Raw genomic sequence first — 18,874 nt, forward strand, 5'->3', positions numbered from 1 at the left:
GGCTCATCTATTTATAGTATAGACCAATGTCGACGAGTCCTAACAACTTTATTGAACATACTTTGAAATAAAAAAGGACTGCATGTAGGGCAGAGGCTGACTCGGCTCAATCCATGCAGTCCATTCAGTTGTTAGGCTGAAACGTTAAGCTCTTTTAATACCGCGATCTCATCGCAACAATCCTGCTTGCTGCAATGAACACAGTCGGTCCATACTTTCTCGGGGAAAATCTCTTTTTCCACCACAGCAAAGCCGTTTTTGAGGAAGAAGGATACTTCATATGTCAACGCCATCACCTTGGGAATCTGTTGTTTCTCCGCCTCTTCTACCAGTCGATCCAGCAATCGCGAGCCAATACCGAGCCCTTTGTGCCCTTCCGAGATACCGAGTGATCTGACTTCCACCAAATCATTCCCCAGACGACAAAGCGATCCGCAACCCACCACTTCACCATCAACTTCGGCTACAACAAAGTGCTCCAGCTGTCGGTGCAGTATTTCCCGTGATCGCGGAAGCATGATCCCACGCTCTGCATAGCCCTTAATCATTTCATACAGTGGTTCAACATCTTCCGGCACGGCTTTTCTGCATATTACCGACATCCTGCTCTCCTCCTATTACCAAGCTTTCCAGAGGAAAGCTGACTTCGTAGTTGTTAAATTAACACGCTCTGTAAAATCAATATGAATAAATATACAACAAAGCGTATAGAATTTCAAGCTATGAATTCAGCGATATGGACCCGATAAACTCCGCAAAAACGTCATTTCCGAACAGGATACCCTGCTCGCTCAGTCGGAAGCCGTCTGCCGTCCGCTCAAGCAACCCTGCGTTCAACATTTTGCCCAAAGGCTTCGCAAACACTTCTTCCATGGACTCTCCGAACTGTTCGCTAAACCGTGAGGCTGAGGCCCCCTCCAACATTCTCAGTCCAACCATCAGATAATCTTCCATGGCCTCCGGGCGAGCAATCTCAAAATGATCCAGACGAGGCAGCCCTGCTCGTGAAGCTTCAACATAAGGATTTATACCTTTAATATTCATATGCCGTTCGCGGCCCACATATCCATGTGCACCTGCACCCAGACCATAGTATTCCTCATTACGCCAGTAGGTAATATTGTGACGACTCTCAAAGCCCGGCTTGGCAAAGTTACTGATCTCGTATTGTCCATAACCTGCTTCTTTCATACGTCTCATTAATAGAAGATACATCTCCAGCTCGTCATCTTCATGAGGGAGTGGTAACTGGTTCTTCTGATACAGTGTATGGAAAAGTGTATTCTCTTCCACTTTCAGGCTGTAGATGGAGTAATGCGGCAGATCCAGTTCCAGCGCTTTGTCGATACTCTCATTTAACATTTTAACAGTCTGGTTCGGCAAACCAAACATCAGGTCAATGGACAGGTTATTCAGTCCCGCTTTACGAGCGTTCTCCAAACTGCGATATACATCATCCGTATTATGAATACGGCCAATGCCTGTCAGCAGATCATTCTGAAAAGCCTGCACGCCAAAGCTGACACGGTTGACGCCGCCTTCTTTCATCGCAGCGAGTTTCTCCGCATCCGTGGTTCCCGGGTTGGCTTCCATCGAAAATTCAATATCGTCCGCCCAATTTGGGAAATACGTCTTCACGGAACGAAGAAATACTGCCATCTCATCCGGTTTCAGAGCTGTTGGCGTACCCCCACCTACAAATATGGTCTTGATCTCACCCGGTGGATTGGCCTTGACTGTATGTTCCATCTCCCGTTCCAGCGCTTCGAGATATTGCATCACGGGCTGATCTTTCAGAACGTAGGAGTTAAAGTCGCAATAAAAACATTTATTCGTGCAAAAGGGAATGTGAAGATACACCGCTTGAGGCGCACCTGTCTTCCGGCTGTGTGCTGCCAATGTCATGGCAAGTCCCCCTCTATTTGAAAAAAGGAAAGCCATCCGGCTTCCCTTTCAGCTTAGTTATTTAATATTCTGTGTTGTAACCGAAATTGAATTCTCCTTAATCTAATTTGAATACACACATTCTGTGTTGTACCTCAAAATAGATTGTTTAATCATCAATTTTCAGTACCGCCATGAATGCCTCTTGTGGCACCTCAACGTTACCAACCTGCTTCATCCGCTTCTTACCTTCCTTCTGCTTCTCAAGCAGTTTCCGTTTCCGCGAGATGTCACCACCATAACACTTGGCAAGTACGTTTTTACGCATTGCTTTTACCGTCTCACGAGCAACAACCTTGGTTCCTACGGATGCCTGAATTGGCACCTCGAACATTTGCCGTGGAATCAGCTCGCGCAGTTTCTCACAGACAATGCGTCCGCGGTTATAGGCACGGTCACGGTGAACTATGAAGGACAGAGCATCCACCTGTTCGCCATTGAGTACAATATCCATTTTCGCCAGATTGGACTGACGGTAACCGGACAGCTCATAATCCAGGGATGCATATCCTTTGGTACCGGATTTTAACTGGTCGAAGAAGTCATATACAATCTCGGACAACGGAATCTCATAGGTAATGGTAACCCGGGTTGTGTCCAGATATTCCATATTCACATATTCACCGCGTTTATTCTGACACAGCTCCATAATGGTACCTACATAATCATTCGGTACGATAATATCTGCCTTGACGTATGGTTCCTCGACGTAATCAATCCGTCCCACCTCAGGATAGTTGGATGGGTTGTCGATTTTCATCACTTCACCATTTGTTAAGGTGACGTGATAGATTACACTTGGTGCCGTTGTGATCAACGGAATGTTAAACTCCCGCTCGATCCGCTCCTGGATAACGTCCATGTGTAGCAGTCCAAGGAATCCGCAACGGAATCCAAAACCGAGTGCACTGGATGTTTCCGGTTCAAAGCTCAGAGACGCATCGTTCAACTGCAATTTCTCCAACGCTTCACGCAGATCAACATAGTCCGATGTTTCGATCGGATAGAGACCACAATACACCATTGGGTTAATTTTACGATAACCCGGCAAAGGTTCCGGTGTTGGATTTTTGGCATCCGTTACCGTATCCCCGACTTGTGTATCGCCAACATGCCGGATACCTGCAACGATAAATCCAACATCACCCACGTTCAGCTCGTCCACGATGGTCATGCGAGGTTTGAACGCTCCAACTTCAATGACTTCAAATGATTTACCTGTTGCCATCATTTTGATTTTGGAACCCGATTTGATTTTGCCATCAACAACACGTACATATACGATTACACCTTTGTACGGGTCATAGTGCGAGTCAAAAATCAGCGCTTTCAAAGGCTGGTCAGGATCACCAGTCGGTGCCGGAACACTTTTCACCACTTGCTCCAAAATTTCTTTGATTCCGATTCCTGATTTGGCCGATGCCAAAACCGCATTACTTGTGTCCAAACCAATAACATCTTCCACTTCCTGCTTCACCCGTTCAGGATCAGCGCTCGGAAGGTCAATTTTGTTGATAACCGGTAAAATTTCAAGGTTGTTATCCAATGCCAGATACACGTTGGCAAGTGTTTGGGCTTCAATTCCCTGAGCCGCATCCACAACCAGCAGAGCACCTTCACATGCAGCAAGACTGCGCGATACTTCATAGGTGAAGTCTACGTGTCCCGGTGTATCAATCAGATTCAATAAATACTCTTCACCGTCATCCGCTTTGTAAGTCAAGGCTACTGCTTGTAGCTTGATCGTTATTCCACGTTCGCGTTCAAGGTCCATCTTATCCAGAACCTGTTCCTGCATTTCACGCGAAGTGAGCGCACCTGTGTGCTCCAAGATCCGGTCCGCAAGTGTTGATTTGCCGTGATCTATATGTGCAATAATAGAAAAGTTACGAATTTTACGTTGTCTTGCCCGAATGTCAGTCATTCCTTACCCCCAGAAACAGCCTAGTGTCAATCACTTCATTATAACAGTTGAAGCACAGTGCATCAATCCCGTGATGTCTCAACTTTATAATAAAGTGTTATCATGCACTCCCAGAGGTTATATTGTACCTTTAAATCATGGTATTTTATTCAGCAACGCCACTAAAAAGAGAGACCACCCACTTGATTCCACTATGTGAGAGATTTTGCAATAGTCCAGCCGTTTTGTCTGCCAACACATCAACCGGAGCCTTATTTTGATCTGCCCCAAGCACTTGGCTTGGTGACTGAACAGGTACAAATGGTGGTTCTTTAATTTCCTTTTGGACAGGTGCAGTCGAAACAGATTCGGTAACCGATGAAGTTGGCTCAGTTGTCACAACAGTTGACGTGCCTCCTGATGGATTGCCCATATGAAAGTTGCTGCCAGCCAGCTGCATTCCAAACAGAACACCCAGCAACATTAATACAGCGATGGATAACAGTCTTTTACCGAATCTGGACATGTGCATTGCCTCCTGTCACTCTCTACTATTTTTCCTTCATACATATATAGTTCTTATCCACCCTGCGACGAGGTTTTGGCACTGGCTTTGTCCACCTTCTGATCTTCCCAATACACTTGAGCAATCATGTCTGCTAGAATCTTCGATGTCCGTTGGAGCTCAGCTCCTGTGTTGTCGATGCCACCAATCTCAATCAAAATGCTGTTGGGTGAAAGGGTTTGGTTATACTCTCCATTGTTGGCTCCTCCGCCATCTTTGCCCCACACACCACGGGATACCCCAGGATACTTGGCTTCCAGTTTCTTATGAATTTTCGCTGCAAAGGCTTCATTCTGCCGCCAATTTGGATTTTCATGTCCAATAATGAAATATACTTTGGCGTAGCCCAAGTCATTAATAGTTGTTGTTGTTTTGCCATGACGTTGTGAATCGCGATGAATGTCTATGAGATACGTCAGATCATCATTTTGAGCGAGTGCCGCTTTTACCGTTTGACGGGAGTATTTATAAGAATAGTTCCAGTTATAGTCCTTTACTTTAGTGGGGTAATCATCCTTGGCGTGTTCTACGCCGATTCCCAGCTTCTCCAGACTGTCTGAGAGGTAGGATCCCACTTGAAACACATTGCCTGTTGATTTGCCTGATGATGGATTATCACTTTTCGTACCTAGCAGTGGATTGTAGCCTTCCCGTGGATGGGAATGATAGATAAGAATTGACTTTTTGCCTGTTGTCAGTGAATTGTCTTTCTCACTATTCTTCGCTGGGGGATCTTCTTTACCTTCTCCATCTCCAGGCTCACTCGACTCAGGTGGATCCGTATTGTCCTGGCCTGGTGGAACATGCAGATCACTACCGGGTTTTCCTCCACCTGCGGAAGCCGTATCCGTAAGACCGGGACCGGGCTGATAATCTTCGGGAGCCTCGGCTTTTTCGTTACCAGATCCAGGACGGAGCAGAACAGGTTGGTTGGAACCCATGCCCGGCATTTCTCTCGCAATCAGGCTCTTCGGATCTTGAGGATTTACATTTGTTAGTAATTGGAAAACAAATGAGGTGAGATTTTCACCGGATATGGCAGAGGTCTGTTCTTTCTGGGTGAGATGAGGCATCTCCATACCGAGCATATCGACGAAAAAGCGGCTTGATACGGCACTCGCAAATCCTTTCATGGAAGAAACGGGTGAATTATTCAAGCGTTTCTCTGCCATGCCCCCCAGACCCAGTACGACAAAAAACAAGGCAGATATGATCATAAGCAACAACAACGTACGGCCCATGGCCAGCACGTGCAGACATCTTTTTTTCCACTTTCCAATATTCCAGGCCAATATCTTGTTCATTCTGCTGTCTCCTTCCCTGCTGGACAACTCTTATACTTCAACTCTATGAGCCCGAACAATTTGATAGAACAGAAAAATGAAAGATTCCAGAAACAAAAAAAAGAAAGTCCGATAGATTCGGACCTTCTTCTCAGCAGTTTTAAGTTTTAATGTGTATAGGCGGCTACGTTATCCGGATTCACGGCATCATGGAGTGCAGCGTTAAGTCCTGTAGCGATAACATTGGCAATTCCTTCAATAAACTCATCGATTTCCTTTGGGGTAACAATGAGGTCATGACCCAGTGGCTCCAGTACCTCTTTCACCAGACTCAAGCGATCTTGCTCACCAATGTCGTCCAGCATGCCCATGATCTGTTTGGTCTGATCCGTTTCCTGGCGAAAGTGTGAGCGCATCATCTCAATCACATTATTCACGATGGTGGACGCATAACATACGGTTGGTACTCCGATGGCGATGCAAGGCACACCTAATATCTCACGGGTCAGGCCACGCCGTTTGTTTCCAATACCGGAACCAGGATGAATACCAATATCCGCTACCTGAATGGTTGTATTTACACGTTCCAAGGAACGGGAGGCCAGCGCATCAATCGCAATAATGGCATCCGGCTTGGTCCGGTCTACAATCCCCTGTACGATGTCACTGGATTCAATACCCGTTGTACCGAGCACGCCGGGAGCAATCGCGCTGACTTCCCGATACCCTGGCGCAACCTGATCTGGCACCAATTCGAAATACTGACGGGTTACCATCAGATTTTCCACAACAAGTGGACCGAGTGAATCCGGGGTGACATTTAAGTTGCCCAGCCCAACAATCAAAACCTTGGATGTTTTGTTGATTCCGGCCTTAATCATAAAATCTTCCATTTCACGTGTGAACTCGGCAGCAACTCGCTCCTGTAACTCGGTATCACCATTCCGTAGGGAAGGTACTTCCAAGGTGACATAGTGGCCTTTTACCCGACCAATAGCCGTGGCTGCTTCTTCATTCAGGACATCAATACGTGTAATCGTAATCCCCTCTTTTTTCTCCACATCTTCCCGCAGTCCGGGGATCGTCTGTTTCTGTCTACCTTGCGCCATTTCCTTGGAGTCGATCGCCAAATCGGTACGAACTGTATAGTTTTGCAAATCCAGTGTCATTCTGTCCCTGCCTCCCTTACCGCATTTGAGCATATTGTGTGGGAAAAAGGGTTTCTTTATACAGCATGTCGAACATCGTAGGAATATCTGTTGCATTTTACATGCTAGCGTGATAGAATATTTTAAGTTGTGAAACGTTTGTATTCATGCAAATGCCTTACAGGAGGTGAATGTAATGCCAAACATCAAATCCGCTGTTAAACGCGTAAAAACGAGCGACAAGCGCCGCGCACTCAACGCTTCCCAGAAGTCTGCACTCCGTACAGCTGTTAAAGCTGCTGATGCTGCTCTGGTAAGTAACGAAGTTGATACTGCAAAAGCTGCGATTCAAGCTGCTTCCAAAAAGCTGGACAAGGCTGTAACTAAAGGTCTGGTTCATAAAAATGCTGCAGCACGCAAAAAGTCTCGCTTGGCGAAAAAACTGAACGCTCTTTCCGCACAAGCGTAAGAAGCGTTACTTATACGATCCAATGGAAAAATCCTGAACAGCATAGGCTTTCAGGATTTTTTAGTATCTGATTCGATAAGTATAAGACACAAACAAAAGCGACCTTTATTCCGATGATTTAACCATCATGGAGCAAAGGTCGCTTTGTTTGTTATTCACACTAGTAATCTATTACGTTTACTTATCCATTCATGCACCAAGTCTCAATAAGAACAGCTCCAGACCAAGCACTTTATCCACCGCTCCTGTTTTCATCTGGTAATCCAGTTCGCTGAGGTGACTCAAAATCATTCTCAGACGTTCCGGCTGAAATTTACGAGCTTGTTCACCCGCAATCTTAACAGCATACGGATGCAGACCAAGCTGACTGGCAATCTGCTGTTGGGAGTAACTTTGTTGACCCAACTCTTTCACTTGGATCATGATCCGAAACTGACGAGCGATTAAAGCTGCAATTTTAATCGGTTCTTCCCGCTGCTTCAGCAACTCATAGAAAAGAGCCAACGCTTTCTCTAATCGCAAATTAGCGAGTTCCTCCACTAGCGAAAATACATTCTGCTCTGTACTACGGGCAACCAGTGACTCGATATCAGCACGCTTGATTGTCCCCCCATTACCCGCAAACAAACATAACTTGTCTACTTCAGCAGACAGGGTCTGAAGACCTGTTCCTGCATAGCTAATCAACGTTTCCGCCGCTCCCGTCTCCAAGGAAACATCCCGTTGCTTCGCCAGTTTCGCTATCCAACTCAACAGCTCATCTCCACTAAGTGGAGCAAAAGCAAGAACTACTGCCTGTTTCTTGACAGCCTTCACCAGTTTCTTACGCTCATCCAGTTTATCCCCTTGGGCCAGGAAAACAATCGTACTGTAATCTGCCGGATTTTCCATATATGTAAGCAGACGATCAACCTGATGTTCAATCTTGGATTCTTTACCTGCGGTGAACAGGCTCGAGTCCCTTACAATAATTAATTTGCGTGGAACCAGAAAAGGTACGGTCTCTGCTTCTTCAATAACGACCTCCACAGCCGTTTCAGACAAATCATATGGAATAATCGCAAAATCACGATGTTCTTCTTCAATAACCTGTTCTTTTAACATATCCGTAAATTGCTGTATCTGGTACTTCTCCGTTCCGTACAGCACATATATCGGTGCCGTTTCTCCATTACGTATTGCCTTTGTTGCACTTTTTACATCCATTCACGGCGCCTCCCTATCCCTCTTATCCTACCAGAAAAAGTGCAAGACAACAAAGGGACCTTACATCCAGTTATGGATGAAGGTCCCCTGTCCTACATCTATATAAACGCTGACACCAGCAGTTCTAGAAAAAGCCGGTGCGCGGTCATACGACGTCAGTTGTTTGAACTGAGATAGGACGTTTTGTTACTTTCACTATATGCTTGTCATACTGAAAATGTTCTTTCGTTTAGAGGAGCGCACTCCCCATTTTTAATTATTTCGCAGGAGCTCCACCTGAAACAGCAGGTACATTAAACGAGTTCTTCGCCGTTGTTCCGTCCTTGTCCGTTTCGTAATTAAATAGGGTACCATCCTTCGACCAACTCGCTGACTTCAGTGTCCCCTCTATGCTGCGTTGTTCAACCAAATTTAGAACATCCGGTTCGCTCACAGGTTTAGAGTATATGCTGATTTGATCACCAATAAGCATAACTACATAAGAGCCGTCAGGTGATTTCCATTCTTTTGGTGCTGCCGTTGTTGTCATTTCCTGATCCGGTCCTGCTGCGAATCCTTTGTTTCCTCCAGAAGCGTCTGCACCTGCACTGGAATCAGGTACAATGTTACCTTCAACCGGAACATCTTCAGTCATATTAGGTGTTGTATCCTGAGAAGTGAAGGATTGCGCATCTCCATTTTCTGTTTCTGTTACTCCACTCTCTTCCCCATCTGCAGAAGATTTAGGAGAATCTCCTGATTCCTGAATTCTCTGCTCAGAATCTTGGTTCTGAACCGGATTCTTTTGATTATCGGTCGAAGGAGTTCTGGACGAATTATCCTGCGGTCCTTTATTTGGAGCAGGCGTTGATTCTGTAGCCGGTTGTTTAGGTGTCGGATCTGACTGAACTTCAGGCTCCTGTACCCCATCTCCACCGTTCTCTTCAGGAATTGTTTCTACGTCTTGGTTATCTGGTTTAGTTGGTGAAACATTCGATTGATCCACAAACACATCGTTGCTGCTTGGTTGGGACGAAGTGGCTGGATCATAATTTTCAATATTCTTGCTTAATGGATTCTCGTCCACATTGCCGCTCTCTTGAGAAGCTCCAGAGCTCATCAGCATGGAATCGGCATTCTCAATCTGTTCAGGCGGATTTCCCCAGATGGCGAATCCCAATATAACTGCCGCAGCCGCTGCGCCCATGGACATACGTCCTGCCATCGAGTTAAGCCATTTTTGCTTCGTTCTCCGCTCACTTGAACGTTGTAAATTCTCAAATGTAGCGGGGACAGGATTCATTTCCTGTATGGTGCTACTTTGTTCCTTCCGCGCTTCGTCAATGGCATCAAGCTGTGGCATAATCGCATCAACCAGACTAAATTTCGGGCTTACTTGCGGTAATTCTTCCAGTTCTCTCGAAAGAGCTCTGAGTAAACTAAAATTCTCGGCACACTCCGGACACTTTGCCACATGCTGTAGCATCTGCGCGGTTTCCGCCTCGCCCAGATCATGATCCAGATAGCGGTGCATCCATTCCACCACCTCTTCGCATTTCATCCTGTCACACCACCTTTCTGATATTCCTGTAGTAGATTCTGTAATTGCTGTCTGGCTCTAAATAAATAAGATTTCACCGTATTCAACGGAAGATCGAGACAATCCGCAATTTCATTGTAGGATAAGTCCTGCAAATATCTTAGAACAATAACGGTACGATGATGCTCGGGAAGCTTGTTGATCGCATCCTGAATGTCTTGGGCCACATATGTAGACATGACCTCGTACTCCACATCCTGATTATCCTGAAAAACCATGTCATGTTCGTCAATGGAGACGGACGGCTTGGTTCTTCTGAATTTATCAATACAGATGTTCGTGACGATGCGTTGTACCCATGTTTTGAATTGGGCCTTTTCTTCGTATGAATTGATTTTGGTGTAAATTCGGATCAACGCTTCCTGCGCAGCATCCAAAGCGTCCTGTTCATTATTTAGAATGTAATATGCGGTCCGATAGACATGTTGTTCAATCTCCCGCAATAGGGTAATTAGAGCGTCGCGATCGCCCGATTGAGCGGCTCTGATGAGTTCCGGCTCTACCACAAAGGATCCCCCTCTCCCTGCAACCTTACAGACGTGATCATCAATAAAATTGTTGCAAAGTTAAGTATTTTTTTAATTTGCCATAACAAAATAACGGCGTATGTATTAGGGCCGCTGAAATCTTCTCTTAGAATAACAGAAATTGCATAACGAGTCACCAAACGTATCCAAAAGGGATTCCATTACTTACACGACTCAATTCAAATGCAATGGCATACATTATAGATAAGCACTTTTTTGGTTCCTAAAATAAAAAAAGTCGAAATTTGTCAAAATTTAAGCTGATTTTAATGCAATTTTCATGAAAATAGTGTATTGTAAATTTACATTCATAAACACGAGGTGATGAGCATGCCAGCTCTTGCGAAAATTCAAGCTTTAAAAGAACAAATGCCCAAAGAATACCAAAGTATTTCCCACTTTGTGGAACATGCATTGGATTCCATTGATACTCTGGTCGAGGAACATCGGAAGTACGTAGCTGCACAGGCATTATACGGCGATAAAATCGTTGGATCGGAAGAACGCTTGTACAGAGAAACCGTACTTGATGTCAGAGCACAGCTGTTGATGACTCTTGAGAAAACAGTAGAAGATCTGTTGCACAAGGGTGACAAACATTGGAACAAACACTTCAAGGATGGCGTAGAGTAGTTCTTATATTTCTTCTACATTTTGAAAAAATGGCCCGTTTTCCGATATTCTCCCTCGTGGAGTGTAACGGAAAGCGGGCTTTTTTTGTGCTGTGACTTGCAATCAAATGAAGTAATGAATTGGTGTATTCATCAGTAAATCACGATCAGTTTGCCATTGAGAAACCCTAAAGCTCTTATGCCTGCTGAGCTGCCATACACCCAAACCTCGATTTTGCCTTTTGAACTCGTTTCATACGAAATGCTGGATGGATCTCCCCACGCAAGGCGCACTTGGGTTATGTTCATTCCTAGAGCTACTTCTCCGGCAATAATTTTATTCCAAGTGGACTGAGACCAATTGTATTTCTTATACGGATCAGAAGAGAAGAATTGGTTGGAATCGTTAAGCATCTCCGTCACACTGGAAGGCGCACCTCCTGCGTAGGCAGAAACTGTTTTTCCTTTTGCATTACGGAAGACAATAGAGTAACTTCGATCACCGTATTTAATCTTCTCAATTTTGATATCTGATATGGTCACTTTACTGAAACGTTGCCCTAAACTCGTATCACTGTTGATCCAGTAGGACTTGCCAATGAAGCGAGCAAGATTCCCCAACTCTTTTTTCTTGATCAGTGCAAGTGTATCCTTCGATTCCACCAGAATAGAAGAATTTCCAACCAGCACCTTGGCCTGCTTTAGCTCAGCATCCCATCGAACCTGAATACCCGCAGCCTGTCTTAACAAGTCCGCAGGAAATACAGTTTGTCCTCCAATGGTTTGTACTTTCCCTTTCAACTTCAGCTCTTTGTTGTTCAATCGCGCAACAGCACTTCCCTTTTGCAAAGTAATAATGTCATCTCCAAATTGAATTTCAAAAGAGGAGCCTTTGACATCAACTTTAGCTCCCAATGTTTTAAACACCGACTGTACTGGCAAGTATACATTTCCATCCAGCAATGTGGCACCTGATAACTTTTGCTCTGAATCAACGTTCAGTTGAAGACTTGAAGCCAAATCACCTATCTTCAATGTCACTTTGGTTGTTCCCATGCCCGTAACCTTTAGTTTGCCTCCTGCCTGAATCTGTGCAACTTGTGGCTGCTCCACTATAAGTTCTTCAGGCAACGGCGCACGTTTGTTTTTGAAACCATTACTATACTTCTCCTGAACGGTAAGGGTAATCGTATCCCCAATATTAGCTTCCTTGGAAGAGGCCGTAAGTGTCACTTGATTTAACGCGGGTGCTAATAGAGGCGTTAACTTTCCATTATCATATGTAGCCCATGATCCATCCTGTAACTCTGCATATAGTTCATCCAGAATAGGCGCATACACCATCTGCGATACGTTACTTAAACCCGGCAGTTGCTCGCCCTTATATTTGGCAGTTCGATCGTAGCTCCAGACGGTTCCATCCTGTTTCACCGTGAGCAGCTTATGCGTACCCCCCCACCAAATCAAAGATTGCACATTATTTGCAACCGTGATGTAGTCATCCTCATATAGCATACTTACGATCACTACCGAGCCATCATTTTTTAGCACTGCTGCGTAAACACCATTTGTTGCAATTGCTTTACCATCAGGTACATTTCCTGCTTTACGTATTTTGTTGTATTTGTCATAATATATATCTCCTGATGAAGATAATGCAGTATAAGAAGAATCTCTCCCAGAACTATCCCGATAAGAATCCACATCGATAATCGATTCCAAAACCTTAGCCTGATCATCAAAATTATAAAGGTTTCCATCCTGAAGCTGAACCCATCCATGGCCATATACCTTAATCACACCATTGAATTGTTTCGTTACTGGTTTATGCGCATTGTCCTTATCCCACCGAATCACTTGGCCATCGGCAGTCCACCCAAAGATGGAATGGTCGTCAGATTTTGAAATACCAATCAGTTTTCGATTTTGTGTCCATATTCCACTTGTGGCCCCTTTAGACCAAAGTGTACCATCGTCCAGCAAATAGTCATTTCGGTCTAGAACTGAAGTGATGGAATTACCCGATCCAGATGATGCCAAAGCGGAGGACTGTCCTCCGATCAAACCGATAACCAAAAGTCCAATCCATAGGGCTATCGCTTTTCTAATCCATTTCACTCTAAACTTCTGAGTTGCATTACTTTTCCTTTTACTTGGTGTCATTTCTACAAGTTCCATTTTTTTGATCCCCTTATGATTATGTATAGTGCTACGATCACTAAGTATCTCTATCCCTCCTCCAAGGCAGGCTTAACTATTATTCGGTAAAAATAACCATAATCCTGCAAATAAAATTACTGACTAATAACAAACACAACTAAAACCATATTTTTACATATAATTAACGAATAACATACAAATAATTCTATTCAATCACCTAAAATGGAACATATAAACGTACATCCGTAACAAAATTTCAATTGAATATATGGGAGATTAAATGAATCTAAAAACTTTTTTTAAATACTTCCTGGGAATCTTTCTACTCTCTAATGTGTTACTTGTTGCATTTAATATGATAATGGGGCATAAAAGTTGGGACCAAATTGATCACGTACTTAACTTATTTAGCGCAATTATAATTAGCTTGCCGATTAGTATCTTAAAAGCAAAAAAGTAACATATTTTTAGTCAACTCCCCTAAGTGACAGTCGAGATGTGCTTAAAGTACATAGACATTGAAATATGTCACCATCATGCAATTCAAGAAAAAAGTCGTTCGCAGTGAAACGACTTTTTTTCCTTTATAGGTCAACCAAGTACTCTCTTTCTTTAACTCCCACTTTTCCTACACCTCCGTATGTTAAAATATAGTAACTCTCTTAGTTAATCTCTTGTTAAATATAGTTTTTTAAGATGGAGGTCAATATTTGAAATGACAAAAACTCATAGAATCCATAGGCCGCGCGGAAAAATACTTGCAGCTATATTAACTGCAATAGTAATTTCACTTGTAATGGGTTTATATCACTACGTTCCCTTGGATGAAAGAATAGAGAATACCCACTATTATTCATTCGGGTATACATTTGCGGTTGGATTATTGATTAACCTCGCTATTCTAATTTTCTTAATTATGCCACTTTCCATATTGGTGGATGGATTACTTTTATACAGAAGAAAAGATAATACGTATATGAGATTGCTCGTTGCTATTGCGGCATATGGTCTATTAGGCTTCATAGGTGGGGTCATCTACTCGATATTTACACTTAACTTCATTACTTTTTCTGGTCAGACTATCCACATTATTGTAAGCTCTCTTGTCTTTTTTGCCTTACAGTTGGTATTAAATCGGAGCTTTTTTCACTTATCTTCACACCGATAAATAGAGTGCGTACGACTTAACCCATAAGGTTTGCATTTAGTAAACTTATGCTTCCAATAGTGATGGCACTTCAGTATCATCTTGGTATCATCACAAACAAATGGATAACTCAACGAAAAATTAAGAGCAGTCTAGAAAACTACAGACTGCTCTTAATTTTTCAACTAACGTTTCCCGTTAGCGTAACAAGTACTAGTGCTTGTTTGGTCTTATAGTTTTATGCATTAAAGTATAATCTTATCAACAATATAGTAAGTAGAACTTAATCACACTTAAGATATCTTAACTCATCTTCTCTTCATTGGAGAATTTTCAGCTAGATCCCTGCAACACTTTTAATTATAAAAAATAAAACTGGAATCACCAATGATGGAATTAAATTGAGTGAATTGAATTTACATATGCCAAGTATACTTAATCCAGAGCAAAAAATAAGAATTCCTCCTACAATTGATATTTCAGTTAGCAGCACCGGAGTAATTAAACCTGATAAAACATGTGCTAATAAGAAAAGTAAGCCTTGCCAACAAAATAGGATTAGCGCTGAGATAGTAATCCCAATTCCAAATGTAGACGCCAATACAATAGATGTAACTCCGTCAAGTATTGCATTGGTGAATAAATAGGAATGATTATCTCGAAGTGCACTTTCTATGGGTCCTATGATGGATAGTATACCTAAACAGAAAAGCAGGATTGCAGTCGATAAGCCTTCAGCTAGGTTCCCTTTAGAATATTTATTGACCATCCCTTTGAAACGTCTTTCCAGATCAAGACTCTGTCCTATAACACCGCCCAAAGCCAAACTTACAATAAATAACACAGGGTATTTAGTGCCTGACAGGTTAGAAACCGCAGCATGAATACCAAGAATAGTTGCAACTAAACCCATGGCCTGCATAAGAATGTTTTGATATGACTCTTTCAATCCCTTTTTAAATAACGTTCCTACCATACTACCTATAATTATGGCTACTACATTAACAATGGTTCCGATCATTTATTTTCTCCCCTAAAACTTATTTCCTATAAAATAAACCCTCCAGCAGATGGAGGGTCAAGAGATAATTATTGGTTTAGGGGAATTTGAATCTCGGTGACGAATCTAGAAATGTTGTTTGTGAGCCCATAATCGATGTAAGTAATCTCAATTACGTCATCAACCACAGAATACCCGCACTGCTTAATATATAGTAATAATTTTTCATAATAAGGTGCTGCATCTGCATGTGTGCCTACAAAACGAAAGGTCAGATACTTGTTTTTAGGAAGGCACTTTACGCTACTATTAAAGTTCAACTGATTGTCCGGATTAACGAATACAAATAAGGAATTGTACTCCTGAATATTCCCTAGTTCTAACTCTTTAATAGAAATGGTTAAACCAACTTGTCCGAGAAAAATGCTGGATTTCAAATTGTTACTATTCTCTAAATAACGTATAGGCATTTCAAGATTTTCGTTTCGACGAATCTTTTGTTTCAGCATTATTATTGTACGATCTGGAAACCAAGATTCACGCATTTTGAAAAGGTCTTCCGTTTTCGAAACATCTTCAATTTGCTGAATTCGTTCGCAAATTTTCATATGAATATGATTAAACTTCTGAATTTTCTCTTCTGTTCTTCGTTGTTGCTCTTTTAATAAGTTCAGTATCTCATCTATTTCACGGTTGTCTAAGAACTTCTTAATTTCTTTAAGCGGAATATCCAGTGCTTTTAAATAAAGAATCGTATTCAATCGTTCAAATTGGTTAATTGAATAGTACCTATAGCCTGTCTGCTCTTCAACATATGTTGCTCATTATTGAATGCTCCTTCCAAAGTTTGAGCCTGATCAAAAAATATAATGTTTCTGACTAAATATTAAAGGATAATTCTGCATTATTACTAGCTATTCTGACTTCGGAGACAACATATAGTCACCTTGAAGGAGATTATCTCCTTTTTGCGAGGAGATGATAATCATAAAGATCAAAGACATTCCATTAACTGCCTATAGCTTACCTGAACAAACTTAGATTTGCACCATTTCCATTTTTGGCTCACGCAGTTTAATAGAACTTATAAAACGAATACGGTGCCCTAGGCTGCTTGGTTTTAGACGATCCGATTGCTTTGATAAGTATTCCTTCAGGAGATTTAAAGTTACCCCCGAAATATCTACGTCTCCAAGATCCAGAACCAACATCTTTTGTTGTAAAGCATAGGCGCGCAATGTATTCGGGCTAAACCCTTGAATTCGTTTATCTGCCTCATATTGATTCCAAAGTTCACTTAAAATCATAATAAAACCTCCTATAAGAGCAATTAATTCTAGTTTGCTTCAAATAAGAGGTTTTAGACTGGGGCTATATAACTAAAGTTTACTGTTAGTTCAATATTGAGCACAAGCAAGGGTGGTAAGAACAAATCATACAGTGTTATTTAAGAAATTATACCCCACCGTAAGGCTTTCGCCTTGCACGGTAGGTTTTGCCATTATTATCAGATTTGCGTTCCGTTGGGTAGATCGAACTCCGGCTTCAAAAGCACGACATCTCCTGTCCAGGCAGTCAGCCCAGAACCAAAACTTCTGAATCGAATCCCGCTATGCGGCGCGGTGAAAAGTGAAGACGCCTACGATTTTTTTCCGACACGGCTATCCATTAAGACTTCCCGATCGCGACTTAGGATTGAAACTCTTTTCCCCATACTCTTATAGAATCGATGATACTCGACAATTTATTTCCTTGTTCAGTGAGGGAGTATTCTACTTTGGGTGGCACAGTGTCATCTACTATCCTATTCACAATTCCATCCGCCTCGAGTTCCCTGAGTTGTAAAGTCAACATCCGTTGTGTAATCCCTGGTATTAATCGTTTAAGTTCATTAAATCTGACCGATTTTTCGGATAAAATGTCGATAATGATTCCCTTCCATTTTCCTCCTATCATATGTAAAACCATTTCAACAGGACAGGCCTTTATAACCTCTTCACTGCAATCGCCATAATTTTTTAATCCATATCCCATATTGCCACTCCATTCATTAAGTTACAAAAATGTGCGTACTTATAAGTATCAATCATTTCCACTATATTAACTATATCAGAAATGAAAGGAGATATATCACGGTTACAATGAGAGAATCTTAATGGCAGTCACAACTATAAGAATTAAATACATTTTCGTAGGTATAGGTTTTAGAAAACAGATTAGGGAGGCAATTTTATGAATAAATCCAAGATCGTATTAATTACAGGTGGCAATAAGGGTATTGGTTTTGAGACAGCAAGACAATTGGGAAACATGGGGTATGAGATTTTAATAGGAGCAAGAAGCGAAGAAAAAGGACATGAGGCCGTAACGCACTTGGAAACGGAGAACATTAAAGCTAAAACGGTGGTTCTTGATGTCACAAAACCCAGCTCCGTTCTCTCGGCAGTAGAATGGATTGAACAAGAATATGGATACCTTGATATCTTGATTAATAATGCAGGCGTGTTTTTTGAAGGCAACACATCTCCAAGGGAACTGGAACTGTCCGTTCTCAAGAATACTTATGAGACAAACGTTTTCGGCGTATTTTCTGTCACTAAAGCATTACTTCCATTGCTCCAAAAATCTTCTGCCGGAAGAATCGTAAATCTTTCCAGCGCATTAGGTTCCTTAACTTTGAATTCAGACCCAACGTCGGAATTTTATAATGTGAATTCGCTCGCCTATAATAGTTCCAAAACGGCTGTAAATGCTTTAACTGTTTTCTTTGCTAAAGAATTAAGAGATACTCCTATTAAAATCAACTCAGTTTGCCCTGGATTTACAGCTACCGATTTAAATGATAATAGTGGCTATCGCACAGTCGAACAAGCAGCTTCCAGTGTAGTTAAGCTCGCCACAATCAATAATGATGGTCCAACTGGTAGCTTTTTTGATGAAAATGGAGTTGTGCCTTGGTAAACCATTTTACCCGGGCAGTTTCTGAGTATTCCGTAAGCTATATGGAGTTTACCCCGTCCCACTCACCAGAGTAGCGGAGTAGACTCTCTGTATAGTCAAGGCTATAAGGACTTGTTCATGTCCACTATCGGCAATAGGGTCAAATTCATGTACCTGACCAAGGACATGAACTTGACCCTTTAAAATGAAAAAACGCGTCTAGAGCGGGTTTGTATAGGGCTGTATTAATAAAGCTCTATAACTTTGCAATCAGCGATCTACAATCCAGTATTGTAATTTAATATTGATTGTTAAGTTGAATATGTATTTAAACTAACCTGCCCGTTAGTTAAATGAAAAGTCGTCATAATGGGGACTCATGGCAACTTTAT

The 18,874-nt window shown here is 42.2% G+C and carries 17 protein-coding genes and 2 pseudogenes; 3 read left to right on the forward strand and 16 right to left on the reverse strand.

The genetic code is table 11. The features are described from left to right. Positions 1–131 precede the first annotated feature (131 nt). The 6 genes from J2X75_RS13275 to gpr form a co-directional block, all read right to left on the reverse strand. The gene (locus tag J2X75_RS13275) at positions 132–602 is read right to left on the reverse strand and encodes an N-acetyltransferase (RefSeq protein ID WP_017687214.1); all 471 of its coding nucleotides are present in this window, start codon (positions 600–602) and stop codon (positions 132–134) included. A gap of 118 nt (positions 603–720) precedes the next feature. Continuing rightward, positions 721–1,905, reverse strand: coding sequence for a radical SAM family heme chaperone HemW (gene hemW / locus J2X75_RS13280; protein WP_310337122.1), 1,185 nt, complete (start codon positions 1,903–1,905; stop codon positions 721–723). 148 nt (positions 1,906–2,053) lie between these two features. Beyond that, complete coding sequence (lepA, locus tag J2X75_RS13285) at positions 2,054–3,868, reverse strand: translation elongation factor 4 (protein ID WP_076211672.1); 1,815 nt, start codon at positions 3,866–3,868, stop codon at positions 2,054–2,056. A gap of 145 nt (positions 3,869–4,013) precedes the next feature. Then, positions 4,014–4,373: a hypothetical protein gene (locus J2X75_RS13290; RefSeq protein WP_310337125.1), complete on the reverse strand. Its 360-nt coding sequence runs from the start codon at positions 4,371–4,373 to the stop codon at positions 4,014–4,016. 53 nt (positions 4,374–4,426) lie between these two features. Then, positions 4,427–5,716: a stage II sporulation protein P gene (locus J2X75_RS13295; protein WP_310337127.1), complete on the reverse strand. Its 1,290-nt coding sequence runs from the start codon at positions 5,714–5,716 to the stop codon at positions 4,427–4,429. A gap of 146 nt (positions 5,717–5,862) precedes the next feature. Next, positions 5,863–6,864, reverse strand: coding sequence for a GPR endopeptidase (gene gpr, locus J2X75_RS13300; RefSeq protein WP_307534218.1), 1,002 nt, complete (start codon positions 6,862–6,864; stop codon positions 5,863–5,865). A gap of 175 nt (positions 6,865–7,039) precedes the next feature. On the opposite strand from gpr, the gene rpsT reads away from it, so the two are divergent. Beyond that, positions 7,040–7,312, forward strand: a complete 273-nt coding sequence (gene rpsT, locus J2X75_RS13305) for a 30S ribosomal protein S20 (RefSeq protein ID WP_024628504.1) — start codon at positions 7,040–7,042, stop codon at positions 7,310–7,312. Between the two features lie 189 nt (positions 7,313–7,501). On the opposite strand, the gene holA is transcribed toward rpsT, so the two are convergent. From holA to J2X75_RS13320, 3 genes are all read right to left on the reverse strand, one after another. After that, a complete protein-coding gene (gene holA, locus J2X75_RS13310; protein WP_310337130.1) occupies positions 7,502–8,518 on the reverse strand; it encodes a DNA polymerase III subunit delta in 1,017 nt (338 codons plus the stop codon). Positions 8,519–8,774: 256 nt separating this feature from the next. After that, entirely contained in the window at positions 8,775–10,058 is a 1,284-nt protein-coding gene (locus J2X75_RS13315; RefSeq protein ID WP_310337131.1) for a zf-HC2 domain-containing protein, read from the reverse strand. Then, positions 10,055–10,603: an RNA polymerase sigma factor gene (locus J2X75_RS13320; RefSeq protein ID WP_017687205.1), complete on the reverse strand. Its 549-nt coding sequence runs from the start codon at positions 10,601–10,603 to the stop codon at positions 10,055–10,057. Before J2X75_RS13320 ends, J2X75_RS13315 begins: the two co-directional genes overlap by 4 nt. 351 nt (positions 10,604–10,954) lie before the next feature. Here J2X75_RS13320 and J2X75_RS13325 point away from each other — a divergent pair, with 351 nt between their 5' ends. Then, entirely contained in the window at positions 10,955–11,257 is a 303-nt protein-coding gene (locus J2X75_RS13325) for a hypothetical protein (protein ID WP_076211684.1), read from the forward strand. Between the two features lie 131 nt (positions 11,258–11,388). Here J2X75_RS13325 and J2X75_RS13330 read toward each other — a convergent pair whose 3' ends face one another. The 7 genes and pseudogenes from J2X75_RS13330 to J2X75_RS13360 form a co-directional block, all read right to left on the reverse strand. After that, complete coding sequence (locus J2X75_RS13330; RefSeq protein ID WP_310337133.1) at positions 11,389–13,413, reverse strand: copper amine oxidase N-terminal domain-containing protein; 2,025 nt, start codon at positions 13,411–13,413, stop codon at positions 11,389–11,391. A gap of 1,466 nt (positions 13,414–14,879) precedes the next feature. Beyond that, positions 14,880–15,563, reverse strand: coding sequence for a DUF554 domain-containing protein (locus J2X75_RS13335; protein ID WP_310337134.1), 684 nt, complete (start codon positions 15,561–15,563; stop codon positions 14,880–14,882). A gap of 68 nt (positions 15,564–15,631) precedes the next feature. Continuing rightward, positions 15,632–16,150: a GyrI-like domain-containing protein gene (locus tag J2X75_RS13340; protein ID WP_310337650.1), complete on the reverse strand. Its 519-nt coding sequence runs from the start codon at positions 16,148–16,150 to the stop codon at positions 15,632–15,634. Between the two features lie 96 nt (positions 16,151–16,246). Further along, positions 16,247–16,333, reverse strand: a pseudogene (locus J2X75_RS30370) (MerR family transcriptional regulator); the annotation flags it as partial. A gap of 246 nt (positions 16,334–16,579) precedes the next feature. Further along, positions 16,580–16,849 carry an integrase gene (locus tag J2X75_RS13350; protein ID WP_310337135.1) on the reverse strand — a complete coding sequence of 90 codons (270 nt, stop codon included), beginning with the start codon at positions 16,847–16,849 and terminating at the stop codon, positions 16,580–16,582. Between the two features lie 200 nt (positions 16,850–17,049). Further along, a pseudogene (locus J2X75_RS13355) lies at positions 17,050–17,177 on the reverse strand (tRNA-binding protein); the annotation flags it as partial. A gap of 54 nt (positions 17,178–17,231) precedes the next feature. Next, positions 17,232–17,576 carry a winged helix-turn-helix transcriptional regulator gene (locus J2X75_RS13360; RefSeq protein WP_310337137.1) on the reverse strand — a complete coding sequence of 115 codons (345 nt, stop codon included), beginning with the start codon at positions 17,574–17,576 and terminating at the stop codon, positions 17,232–17,234. A gap of 198 nt (positions 17,577–17,774) precedes the next feature. Between J2X75_RS13360 and J2X75_RS13365 the strand changes: the two genes are divergently transcribed. Continuing rightward, a complete protein-coding gene (locus tag J2X75_RS13365; protein ID WP_307534206.1) occupies positions 17,775–18,503 on the forward strand; it encodes an SDR family oxidoreductase in 729 nt (242 codons plus the stop codon). Positions 18,504–18,874: the final 371 nt, after the last annotated feature.

The organism is Paenibacillus sp. 2003, from assembly GCF_031455635.1.
GTDB lineage: Bacteria > Bacillota > Bacilli > Paenibacillales > Paenibacillaceae > Paenibacillus > Paenibacillus amylolyticus_B.